The sequence below is a fragment of the Gemella sanguinis ATCC 700632 genome, assembly GCF_000701685.1.
Lineage (GTDB): Bacteria > Bacillota > Bacilli > Staphylococcales > Gemellaceae > Gemella > Gemella sanguinis.
The window spans coordinates 1-10,521 of record NZ_JNJO01000028.1; the positions used below are offsets into that span (position 1 = coordinate 1).

Genomic DNA, 10,521 nt, shown 5'->3' on the forward strand with positions numbered 1-10,521 from the left:
TGTTTCTCTCATAGATTTTATTCCATAAAAGTCTTTTAAAAATACCAGTTTAAATAATACAACAGGATCTAGACTATTTCTCCCTGTCGTATGGCTATAGTATTTTTCTGTTAAATCATAAATAAATTTAAAATCGATAGCTTTATCTACTTTTCTTAAAAAATGGTCTTTAGGTACTATTTCTGATAGTGTCATTAGTATTATTTCATCTTTTATATTTTCTACTTTATTAAACATACTAAAACCTCCTTTGTATACTTATATTATACCATTTTAAAGGTTTTATTTCAGTTAAAAAAGGCTGTTGACTTATTTGTCAACAGCCTGAAAAAAGTGTCTACAATAAATGTAGACACTTTTTTTATTATTCTAAAACATCGTAAAACATTGGTAAGTCATGAGCCTGAGCTAATTCAACCCATCCTTCTACATCATCAAACTCTTTCGCATTAACTAAAGTATAAATTGCTTTTATTAATGTATAGAATTCTTGTAGCGGTTTTAAAAGATTCTTTAGATTAATTGCTGTGGCATTACCTAATACCTCTTGGTATAAAGTGCTCGCCTGTTTACTTTCTTCACTGTTAATTACATCCTCAGGAATTATTCCAGAGTGAGCAAGATAAAGCATATAATTATATAGCGCTTTAAATACTCTATACGATTTTTTTATATCTGAACCATCACTTTTTTTACCCCAGCTTCCTATACTTACTATTTGGTTGTGAATAGGATCTTTTATTTCTGAGATTAAAAAATTTACAAACTCATCCGCAATTTCTTTTTGCTTATCTTTTACCATATCAGGTAAAATACCGATAGATAATAAATGTTTATAAAAATCACCAAATAATCTATCCAGTTCATAAGAATCTTCTTCCGATAAAAACTCATCTGGTGAAACAAAGTTTTTCAATATTGGTGGAAATTCTATAGTTTTACCTACGGAAAATGTTCCAACAGTCATATTCATAGATTGAACGAAGTCATTTTTTCTAACATAGTTATAAATATGATGACTATGTTTAATATAATAGTTCTCTGTAAAATTCTGAAGTTTATTTGTCATCTCCAAATCTTTTTCTAAGAAATATTCCTCTAGCTTTTTATTGAATTTTTTATCATATTTTCTTAATTGATTTAGCTGTGGTAAAGCTGTATTATACGTATATACTCGTTGGAATGGTGCTTTTAACAGTTGTACAGTTGTTGCTAGATGTCCTCCTAATGAATGACCGGCAGCTACTTTATAGCACTCATCAAAATCAGTTATCTTTCTTTTTAAATATCTAACAAAGGCCAATGCTGAATCTATTTGGCTAGTATTTTCTCCTGATACTATACCTGTATAATTATAAAACCAGTCACTTATATCCTCTTTTTCACTACCTCTAAAAATAACTAGTATTTCTTTATATTTTGGAATATAAATAGCTGTTGCTTGAAATCCATTTTTTGATAACTTAGGTGTAGACAAACCACTATTATATACATAAAATTCGGTAATCTTTTCACCTGTAACATCTTTAATTATTCTTTTTATTTTATACTCTGCGGTACTTTGTTTTTTGCTTCCTTTAATATAGTATTCATACCAAGTTAATTTTGCTAATAACAATGGGTTATGAAAAAAGCGTAAAAACATAGTAATTCCCCCTTGAAAATTTTTGTAATAAATTATATTATACCACATTTCAGTATTCACAGAGAAAGAAAAAACCTATGAGTACAAAATATACCATAGGTTTATAATATTATAATTTTATTTATTGCTATACGTTAAATCTAAATAGCATTATATCGCCATCTTTTACTTCGTATTCTTTACCTTCTAGACGAACACGACCAGCTTCTTTTGCTTTTGCCATGCTACCATATTCCACTAGGTCATCATAACTTACAGTTTCTGCACGAATAAATCCACGTTCGAAATCTGAATGAATAATCCCTGCACATTCAGGAGCTAGCATTCCTTTTTTGAATGTCCATGCACGAACTTCTTGCACTCCTGCTGTAAAGTATGTTGCTAATCCTAATAGATTATAACTTGCTTTAATTAGTTTATCTAGACCACTTTCATCTATTCCTAATTCTTCTAGGAACATAGCTTTTTCTTCATCTTCAAGTGCAGCCATTTCTTCTTCAATCTTTGCACAAACAACGATAACTTTACTTCCTTCGCTTGCAGCGAATTCACGGACACTTGCAACATGTTTATTAGCATCAACATCTAATAAATCATCTTCACTAACGTTTGCTACATAGAGCATTGGTTTCATTGTTAGTAAGTGTAATCCTTTAGCAATTTTTTGTTCTTCTTTATCTAATTCTAAAAGACGTGCTGGTTTTTCTTCTTTAAGAATATCACGTACTTTAGATAATACTCCAAATTCTGCTACTGCATCTTTATCTTTTTGTTTAGCTTGTTTTTCTACACGTCCTATACGTTTTTCTACACTTTCAAGGTCGGCAAGAATTAACTCTAAGTTAATAACCTCTATATCATATAATGGATCTACTCCACCTGCAACGTGTGTAATATTTTCATCTTCAAAACATCTAACAACTTGGCAAATTGCATCTACTTCACGAATATGACTTAAAAATTTATTCCCAAGCCCTTCACCTTTTGATGCTCCTTTAACAATACCTGCAATGTCTGTAAATTCAAATGATGTTGGTACAGTTTTTTTAGGTTCAACAAGCTCAGTTAATTTATTTAATCTATGGTCTGGAACTTCTACTATTCCTACGTTTGGATCGATAGTTGCGAATGGATAGTTCGCCGCTAATGCTCCTGCTTTTGTTATCGCATTAAAAAGAGTACTTTTTCCTACGTTTGGTAATCCTACTATTCCGGCTGTTAGTGCCATAGTATTAATCACTCCTTTTCGTTATAATATTTCGTTTTTTCTTAGGTTTATCCTATTCAACTACACTATTATAACATAAAAACTCTATCTTATCATTTAATATTACTATATTTACATTATTTTTCTAATAAATTACCCTAATATTATTAATTAGTATCTAAAAAGATACTAACTATTATAAAAACACGTACTTTACAAATTATATTGCTAGATGTAAACTATATAACAAGGTAATAAATTACCTAATAATTAAAAAGAAGGTAATACTTATGGAAAAATACAATTCAAATATCAAACTAGGCACTGTTACATTAAATGTAGTAAATCTAGAAAAGCAAATTAAATTTTATACAGAATCAATGGGAATGGAATTAATATCAAACGATGATTCAGGTGCTACTCTTGGTACTAAAGATAATACTCCCCTTCTTTACTTAAACAAAGTCGAAGGTCCTCTAGTACGCTCATATGGTTTATATCATATAGCCTATTTAGTTCCGAGCAAACAAGACTTAGCAAATATATTACGTCATTTCATTGATACTCATACTCCTCTTGAGGGTGGAGCTGACCACGGATATAGTAATGCTCTTTATCTAGCTGATATAGAAGGTAATGGTATTGAAGTTTATTACGATAAAGATGAAAGTACTTGGGATAAACGTGAGGATGGTAAAATAGTAGGAATTACAGAACAACTTGACGCAGATCATTTATTAAGTATATCAGAAAAAGTAATTCCTTATACTCTTCCAGTTGGTACTACTATTGGTCATATACACCTTAGTGTTAAAAACTCTTCAGAATCAACAAGCTTTTATCAAAAAGTACTTGGATTCAAAGATAAATTCACTGTCCCTAGTGTAAGTTGGATTGCTTATGGAGATTATCATCATCACTTAGCTGTTAACCAGTGGGCTGGTCCTAATCTAAATCTACGTCAAAAAGGCACTCCAGGACTAGCTTATTTTGAGATAATATTTGTCAATAATGCTACCTATAATAATATTATTAACAATATAAAAGAAAACAATATCAATATTGTTCATGAGCTATCTAATAAAATAATAATAAATGATCCTAATGGAATAGAAGTTCATTTAGTAAACCAATCAAATTAGTGATAAACACCTACTCTAATATGTTATAATAGTAAATATAAAAGGATGTCAATATATAATATTATAATTTTACTAGGAGGTAACTATCATTAAATATCGTAAAGCAAATATAAACGAAATCGACACATTGGCTAATATATGTAAAGAAGCTTTTATAGACTATCCATTATTCGCACTGCTAAAATCAAATATTTACAAAAATAAAAACTATGCAGATTATCTATTAGCTTTATACAAACTTCTTATTAAGCTTTATATAAAATTTGGAATTTGTATAGTTGTTGAAAAAGACAAAATTCCTGTAGGAATAGCATTACTTCATACAAAAGATATTTCTCTCTTTAAATATATTATCCACGGTGGAATATCTTTATTAAAATATGTATCAATATACAATATTTTATCATTTTTCGTGTTTAACGATAAAACTACTGAGTACCTGAGAAAAGAAACAGATCTAGACTGGTATTTAATGATTTTAGCTATATCTCCAAAATACCAGGGGCAAAATATAGGAAGTGAATTCTTAAACTATATCGATACTTTTGTTATGGATAATAATGGTAAATCATTATCATTTGTTACAAATATTGAAAAAAACAAGCACTTTTATTCAAAAAATAAGTATGAAAATGTTAATTATAAAGAGTTAGATTTTCGTGGTAAAAAAGTAGATAACTGGAGTTTTAGAAAAATTTATAAATAGCACTTAAAACAAAAAAGACAACAAAACAGAATGTTTGTTGTCTTTCATTGATATTAAGAATGCTTTTCTAATATTTTTTTTATTTTTTTATTAAACTCTCGTCGTGGCATCATAATGTTATTGTCACATTTTAAACATTTTATCTTTATATCAGCACCCATACGTGTAATTTGCCATCTATTTGTACCACATGGATGTTGCTTTTTCATTTCAACAATATCATTTAAACCATATTCCATTGTTTAACTCTCCTACTTTTCTTCTAATAATGTTAATTTATCTTTAAATTCATTGTAAAAATCTTTTCTTAACATTGTTTCAACACTTTGTTTTTTTCCAACTTTTGCTTTTCCAACAATATTTAACGTAAGAATATTATCTGCGATTTGCTCAATATTATTAACATGTAGTTTATCATTTTTATAAATAAAATTATGATATTTATCATTATTATTTGCTACATCTAATACTTTTTGGATTCGTTCTTCTATAGCTTCTATTGTTTCATCTATTTGGATAGAGAATTTTACTTCTGCTAAGTTATATGTTAATGAATAGTTAATTACTTGATTAATAGAACCATTTGGAATAAAGTAAATCTCTCCATTACCTGAACGAATTTTAGTAGAACGTAATCCTAAAGAGATTACACTCCCACCAGCAATAAATGCAGCTTGATTATATAATTTTACTTCATCGCCTACATCGAATTGACCTTCCAGAATAATAAAAAATCCTGATATTATATCTTTTACCAAACTTTGAGCACCAAATCCTATCGCTACAGAAGCTATACCTGCACTTGCTACTATACTCGTTGTATTTATACCAAGCGTTGACAAAATTTGGAAAAATGCAATAAAATAGATTGTGTATCTAATTGCACTTCTAATTAATTTATGAAGCGTTTCTGATCTTTTTTCATTAGATTTGATTTTAAATTTTTTATTCGCATTGTCTTTCGTCAGCATTATATAATCAACTAGTTTATTACAAAGCTTGACACTAATTGAAGCTATAATAATAATTAAAGTAATCGTTATTAATTTCTCTAAAATCTGAAACCCTAGTTCTGAATTATAAAATATTTTTGAAAATTTTTCTTTAATTAAATCCATATTTTAATCCTTAAATAACTCTAAAATTCTTTCGAACTCATCATTATCTTTAAATTCAATCTCTATCTTACCTTTTTTATTTCTACCTTGTTTTATCGTAACTACGGTACCTAAACGTTTTTTTAATATATTTTCTTGTTCTTCTATAAATATATCTTTTGGTTTAGCTTTTTTCACTTCTTTTGGTTTTAATAATTTTGCTACATATTCCTCTAATTCACGAACTGACATTTTTCGTTCAATAACTTTATCACATACTTCTAACATTGCTTTTTTTGTTTTTAAAGCAAGTAATGTTCTGGCATGAGCTGCACTTAACTCACCACTTAGTAACTTATTTTTAATTTCTGTTGGAAGTTTTAAAAGTCTTAAACTATTTGCTATATATGGGCGACTCTTACCTAGTTTTTTTGCTAACTCTTCTTGAGTCAATTCCATCTTATCCATTAGATTTTTGTAACTTTCTGATTCTTCTAATGCCGATAAGTCTTCACGTTGTAAGTTTTCTAATACACTGAAAACCATCATTTCTTCATCAGTTATCTCTTTTACAATTGCAGGAATTGTCTCTTTACCTAATAGTTCAAAAGCTCTGAAACGTCTTTCACCCGCTATTATATAGTATCCTTTTACAGCTTTTTTCACTACTATTGGCTGTAGTAATCCATTTTTTTCAATAGATTCTTTTAATTCATCAAGTTTCTCTTCATTAAAAATAGTTCTTGGTTGATATGGATTTTTCTTAATTTCTTCTAAAGAAATCTCTAAGACTTTATCATTATCTGTTACTAACTCTACATTTTCTGTAGCAAAGATTGCATCTAAGCCACGTCCTAATCCTTTACCTGATTTTTTAGCCACGTTCAATCACCTCTTTAGCTAATGATAAGTATTGTTTTGCTCCGTTTGAGTTTTTCGCATACTCAATGATTGGTTCTCCAAAACTTGGTGCTTCACTTAATCTTACTGTTCTTGCTATAACAGTATTAAATGCTTTACCTTTAAAATGTTCTCTCACTTGCTCTCCTACTTGATTTGAAATATTAGTTCTACTATCTGTCATAGTAAGTAATACACCAAAAATATCAAGTTTTGAGTTAAGATGTTTTTTAACTATATTAAATGTATTCATTAATTGACTTAAACCTTCTAGAGCATAGTACTCTGTTTGCACTGGGATAATTACACCGCTAGCAGCAGTTAGTGAATTTAGTGTTATAAGTCCTAATGATGGAGGACAATCAATAATTACATAATCATATTTTCCTGATATTTCTGAAATAGCATTTTTAAGTCGTTGTTCTCTACTAATTGCCGAAACTAGTTCAACTTCTGCTCCTGCTAGAGCAATACTAGATGGTACTATATCTAAGTTTTCATATGCGGTTTTAGTAATTACATCATTGATATCTACCTCATCAACTAAAATATCATAAACTGATTGTTCTACTGTGGCTTTATCAACACCAACTCCACTAGTTGCATTAGCCTGTGGATCAGTATCTATCAAAAGAACTTTTTTCTTTAAATGTGCCAAAGAGGCAGCTAAGTTAATAGCTGTTGTAGTTTTTCCTACACCGCCTTTTTGATTACATATTGCTAAAATTTTCATTATTTACCTCACTCTAAATGTATCTAGGTACTGTTACTTTCACAACAATACTTTCCATTCCTTCTTCTTCTTCTTTATTTAAGCTAACTCCATATTTTTCTTCAAGTTTTGCAATATCTTTTGTTAATCTTGCTAATATTTTTTGAGCATCATAGTTAGGTTGTGTTGAATCATTATTTTTTGTTTCATTTTTAATACGTAAATAAGTTTCAATTCTTTCTTCTGTTTGAGAGACATTTAAACTTTGCGTTAAAATCTGATTCAATATTTTTTCTTGAGCACTAGGATCCAGTTTAACCATTGCACGCCCATGTCTTTCAGTAATACGTTTAGAATTAATCGCATCTACTACTTTACTACATAATTTAAGTAATCTAAGCTTATTAGCTACAGTAGCTTGAGTTTTTCCAAGTGACTTAGCTAATTCATCTTGTGTTAGATTATTGATACTTAATAATTCTTGATATGCATAAGCTTCTTCAATAGGAGTTAGTTCCTCCCTTTGAATATTTTCAATTAAAGCTAGAGTAGCCATTTGTTCATTAGTTAGCTCTTTAACAATAGCTTTTGTTGTTGGATACTCTAAATACTTTAGAGCACGTAAACGTCGTTCTCCCGCTATTAATTCATAAAATCCATTACCCATATCTCTTACAGTTATAGACTGCAATAACCCATTCTGTTTAATCGATTCTGCTAATTCTTTTATTTTATCTTCAGTAAACTCCCTACGAGGTTGGTACTTGTTAGGTACTATCTTTTCTATTCTTATTTCTCTAAGTACATCATCATCAGATATACCCACCTTTTCAGCCCTTTGAGTTAAATCATATAATTTACTAAAGGGTTTTACACTTTCAGTCATATTTTACCTCCTAAGATTCAAACACAATACTACAATAACATACTTTTATATAAAAGTCAAAAATATTTCCCAAATATAAAATCATAAATATCTATATTTTAAAGGCATTCTAGAAATATATTTCCTAAAATATACTTAAAATTATCATAAAAACATAAAAAAAAAGTATATCTAATGATATACTTCAATCAACAGGGACGGCAGGAATCGAACCCACGCCAAAGGTTTTGGAGACCTTTGTTCTACCGTTAAACTACGTCCCTAAAATGGTGGGAAGAAGTGGATTCGAACCACTGAACCCTAAGGAGCGGATTTACAGTCCGCCGCGTTTAGCCTCTTCGCTATCTTCCCAAAATATAAAAAAAATGCCGGCCAGAGGACTTGAACCCCCGACCTACTGATTACAAGTCAGTTGCTCTACCAACTGAGCTAGGCCGGCAACATGGTGCCTCGAGACAGAGTCGAACTGCCGACACATGGAGCTTCAATCCATTGCTCTACCAACTGAGCTAGGCCGGCAACATGGTGCCTCGAGACAGAGTCGAACTGCCGACACATGGAGCTTCAATCCATTGCTCTACCAACTGAGCTATCGAGGCATTATTAAATTTTTACATAAAAAAATGGCGGTCCCGACGGGAATCGAACCCGCGATCTCCTGCGTGACAGGCAGGCGTGATAACCGCTACACCACGGGACCAAGATATTAAAAAATTGCGGGAGATGGATTTGAACCATCGACCTTTGGGTTATGAGCCCAACGAGCTGCCAGACTGCTCCATCCCGCGATAATAAAAATGGAGGAGGAAAGGGGATTCGAACCCCTGCGAGCTTTTACACTCCTGTCGGTTTTCAAGACCGATCCCTTCAGCCGGACTTGGGTATTCCTCCTTAAAAATGGTGGACTCTGCAGGACTCGAACCTGCGACCGATCGGTTATGAGCCGATAGCTCTAACCAACTGAGCTAAGAGTCCGTGTTCCTTTAGAATTCACTAAACTATTTATTGGTGGCGGCAGAGGGGATCGAACCCCCGACCTTACGGGTATGAACCGTACGCTCTAGCCAGCTGAGCTACGCCGCCAATAAAGGCTTAAATTCAATATTAAAATGGTGGAGCCTAGCGGGATCGAACCGCTGACCTCCTGCGTGCAAAGCAGGCGCTCTCCCAGCTGAGCTAAGGCCCCTAAATAATAATTTTAAATGGTCGGGAAGACAGGATTCGAACCTGCGACCCCTTGGTCCCAAACCAAGTGCTCTACCAAGCTGAGCTACTTCCCGTTTGATTAATGGCGCGCCCAAGAGGAGTCGAACCCCTAACCTTTTGATCCGTAGTCAAACGCTCTATCCAATTGAGCTATGGGCGCTAATATAATGGTGCCGAGGACCGGAATCGAACCGGTACGGTATTGCTACCGCAGGATTTTAAGTCCTGTGCGTCTGCCAGTTCCGCCACCCCGGCACTATATTAACTATTGGAGCGAAAGACGGGATTTGAACCCGCGACCCTCACCTTGGCAAGGTGATGTTCTACCCCTGAACTACTTTCGCGAATATCTAGAATGGTGCGGGTGAAGGGAGTCGAACCCCCACGCCGTGAGGCGCTAGATCCTAAGTCTAGTGCGTCTGCCAATTCCGCCACACCCGCAAAAGAATGGTGAGCCATGAAGGACTCGAACCTTCGACCCTTTGATTAAAAGTCAAATGCTCTACCAACTGAGCTAATGGCTCTAATTAGAAATGGTGCCGGCCAGAGGACTTGAACCCCCGACCTACTGATTACAAGTCAGTTGCTCTACCAACTGAGCTAGGCCGGCATAAATGGTGGAGGTTAACGGGATCGAACCGCTGACCCCTTGCTTGTAAGGCAAGTGCTCTCCCAGCTGAGCTAAACCTCCAAATCAAAAGCCTGGCAACGTTCTAGTCTCGCAGGGCGTAAACCCAACTACATTCGACGCTAAAGAGCTTAACTTCTGTGTTCGGTATGGGTACAGGTGTGTCCTCTTCGCTATCGCCACCAGACGAAAACTTCATACATCTATTATATCATCATTTATTCCTTTGTCAACCACTTAACCAAAAGAACTTCACTTGATTAAGTCCTCGACCTATTAGTATTAGTCAGCTGAATGTGTTACCACACTTACACTCCTAACCTATTCTCCTTGTCGTCTTCAAGGGGTCTTAATATCCGTGGGAAATCTCATCTCGAGGGGGGCTTCATGCT

General features: G+C 32.9%; 9 protein-coding genes, 19 tRNA genes, 2 rRNA genes and 1 pseudogene. 2 read left to right on the forward strand and 29 right to left on the reverse strand.

Going from position 1 to position 10,521, the window contains the following annotated elements:
- From T369_RS0107555 to ychF, 3 genes and pseudogenes are all read right to left on the reverse strand, one after another.
- A pseudogene (locus tag T369_RS0107555) lies at positions 1-177 on the reverse strand (IS5/IS1182 family transposase); the annotation flags it as partial.
- Positions 178-364: 187 nt separating this feature from the next.
- Positions 365-1,645 (reverse strand): DUF6792 domain-containing protein, encoded by a 1,281-nt coding sequence (locus T369_RS0107560; protein WP_031553842.1) that lies wholly within the window; start codon positions 1,643-1,645, stop codon positions 365-367.
- Between the two features lie 127 nt (positions 1,646-1,772).
- Positions 1,773-2,873: a redox-regulated ATPase YchF gene (gene ychF, locus T369_RS0107565; RefSeq protein ID WP_031553844.1), complete on the reverse strand. Its 1,101-nt coding sequence runs from the start codon at positions 2,871-2,873 to the stop codon at positions 1,773-1,775.
- A gap of 269 nt (positions 2,874-3,142) precedes the next feature.
- Between ychF and T369_RS0107570 the strand changes: the two genes are divergently transcribed.
- Both T369_RS0107570 and T369_RS0107575 read left to right on the forward strand, forming a co-directional pair.
- Positions 3,143-3,994, forward strand: a complete 852-nt coding sequence (locus tag T369_RS0107570) for a VOC family protein (RefSeq protein WP_031553847.1) — start codon at positions 3,143-3,145, stop codon at positions 3,992-3,994.
- Between the two features lie 127 nt (positions 3,995-4,121).
- Positions 4,122-4,700 (forward strand): GNAT family N-acetyltransferase, encoded by a 579-nt coding sequence (locus tag T369_RS0107575; protein ID WP_031553850.1) that lies wholly within the window; start codon positions 4,122-4,124, stop codon positions 4,698-4,700.
- A 53-nt stretch (positions 4,701-4,753) separates the two neighbouring features.
- Here the strand turns inward: T369_RS0107575 and T369_RS0107580 are convergent, their stop codons facing one another.
- The 26 genes from T369_RS0107580 to T369_RS0107705 all read right to left on the reverse strand — a co-directional run.
- Positions 4,754-4,939, reverse strand: coding sequence for a DUF951 domain-containing protein (locus T369_RS0107580; RefSeq protein WP_031553853.1), 186 nt, complete (start codon positions 4,937-4,939; stop codon positions 4,754-4,756).
- A gap of 12 nt (positions 4,940-4,951) precedes the next feature.
- On the reverse strand, positions 4,952-5,818 hold the full coding sequence (locus T369_RS0107585; protein ID WP_031553855.1) for a mechanosensitive ion channel family protein: 867 nt from the start codon (positions 5,816-5,818) through the stop codon (positions 4,952-4,954).
- 3 nt (positions 5,819-5,821) lie between these two features.
- Positions 5,822-6,679, reverse strand: coding sequence for a ParB/RepB/Spo0J family partition protein (locus tag T369_RS0107590; protein ID WP_031553856.1), 858 nt, complete (start codon positions 6,677-6,679; stop codon positions 5,822-5,824).
- Positions 6,672-7,433: a ParA family protein gene (locus T369_RS0107595; RefSeq protein WP_031553858.1), complete on the reverse strand. Its 762-nt coding sequence runs from the start codon at positions 7,431-7,433 to the stop codon at positions 6,672-6,674. The genes T369_RS0107590 and T369_RS0107595 overlap by 8 nt, the downstream gene beginning before the upstream one ends.
- 10 nt (positions 7,434-7,443) lie before the next feature.
- The gene (locus T369_RS0107600) at positions 7,444-8,295 is read right to left on the reverse strand and encodes a ParB/RepB/Spo0J family partition protein (protein ID WP_006363803.1); all 852 of its coding nucleotides are present in this window, start codon (positions 8,293-8,295) and stop codon (positions 7,444-7,446) included.
- 192 nt (positions 8,296-8,487) lie between these two features.
- Positions 8,488-8,558, reverse strand: a tRNA-Trp gene (locus T369_RS0107605).
- 4 nt (positions 8,559-8,562) lie between these two features.
- A tRNA-Tyr gene (locus T369_RS0107610) sits at positions 8,563-8,646 on the reverse strand.
- Between the two features lie 15 nt (positions 8,647-8,661).
- A tRNA-Thr gene (locus T369_RS0107615) sits at positions 8,662-8,734 on the reverse strand.
- Positions 8,735-8,738: 4 nt separating this feature from the next.
- Positions 8,739-8,810, reverse strand: a tRNA-Phe gene (locus tag T369_RS0107620).
- An 8-nt stretch (positions 8,811-8,818) separates the two neighbouring features.
- Positions 8,819-8,894: transfer RNA gene (locus tag T369_RS0107625), tRNA-Phe, on the reverse strand.
- 25 nt (positions 8,895-8,919) lie between these two features.
- Positions 8,920-8,995, reverse strand: a tRNA-Asp gene (locus T369_RS0107630).
- 14 nt (positions 8,996-9,009) lie between these two features.
- Positions 9,010-9,083, reverse strand: a tRNA-Met gene (locus tag T369_RS0107635).
- Positions 9,084-9,093: 10 nt separating this feature from the next.
- A tRNA-Ser gene (locus T369_RS0107640) sits at positions 9,094-9,186 on the reverse strand.
- Between the two features lie 7 nt (positions 9,187-9,193).
- A tRNA-Ile gene (locus T369_RS0107645) sits at positions 9,194-9,270 on the reverse strand.
- Positions 9,271-9,301: 31 nt separating this feature from the next.
- A tRNA-Met gene (locus tag T369_RS0107650) sits at positions 9,302-9,378 on the reverse strand.
- Between the two features lie 27 nt (positions 9,379-9,405).
- A tRNA-Ala gene (locus T369_RS0107655) sits at positions 9,406-9,481 on the reverse strand.
- Positions 9,482-9,498: 17 nt separating this feature from the next.
- Positions 9,499-9,575, reverse strand: a tRNA-Pro gene (locus tag T369_RS0107660).
- A gap of 9 nt (positions 9,576-9,584) precedes the next feature.
- Positions 9,585-9,661: transfer RNA gene (locus tag T369_RS0107665), tRNA-Arg, on the reverse strand.
- Between the two features lie 8 nt (positions 9,662-9,669).
- Positions 9,670-9,756 (reverse strand) — tRNA-Leu (locus T369_RS0107670).
- 14 nt (positions 9,757-9,770) lie between these two features.
- Positions 9,771-9,845, reverse strand: a tRNA-Gly gene (locus T369_RS0107675).
- Between the two features lie 12 nt (positions 9,846-9,857).
- A tRNA-Leu gene (locus T369_RS0107680) sits at positions 9,858-9,942 on the reverse strand.
- 7 nt (positions 9,943-9,949) lie between these two features.
- A tRNA-Lys gene (locus T369_RS0107685) sits at positions 9,950-10,025 on the reverse strand.
- A 10-nt stretch (positions 10,026-10,035) separates the two neighbouring features.
- Positions 10,036-10,111, reverse strand: a tRNA-Thr gene (locus T369_RS0107690).
- 5 nt (positions 10,112-10,116) lie between these two features.
- Positions 10,117-10,192: transfer RNA gene (locus T369_RS0107695), tRNA-Val, on the reverse strand.
- A gap of 9 nt (positions 10,193-10,201) precedes the next feature.
- Positions 10,202-10,316, reverse strand: a 5S ribosomal RNA gene (gene rrf / locus T369_RS0107700).
- Positions 10,317-10,385: 69 nt separating this feature from the next.
- A 23S ribosomal RNA gene (locus tag T369_RS0107705) occupies positions 10,386-10,521 on the reverse strand; the annotation flags it as partial.

Coding starts and splice junctions, on each gene's coding strand:
- T369_RS0107560 (WP_031553842.1), bottom strand. CDS start 1,645: ATGTTTTTACGCTTTTTTCATAACCCATTGTTATTAGCAAAATTAACT.
- ychF (WP_031553844.1), bottom strand. CDS start 2,873: ATGGCACTAACAGCCGGAATAGTAGGATTACCAAACGTAGGAAAAAGT.
- T369_RS0107570 (WP_031553847.1), top strand. CDS start 3,143: ATGGAAAAATACAATTCAAATATCAAACTAGGCACTGTTACATTAAAT.
- T369_RS0107580 (WP_031553853.1), bottom strand. CDS start 4,939: ATGGAATATGGTTTAAATGATATTGTTGAAATGAAAAAGCAACATCCA.
- T369_RS0107585 (WP_031553855.1), bottom strand. CDS start 5,818: ATGGATTTAATTAAAGAAAAATTTTCAAAAATATTTTATAATTCAGAA.
- T369_RS0107600 (WP_006363803.1), bottom strand. CDS start 8,295: ATGACTGAAAGTGTAAAACCCTTTAGTAAATTATATGATTTAACTCAA.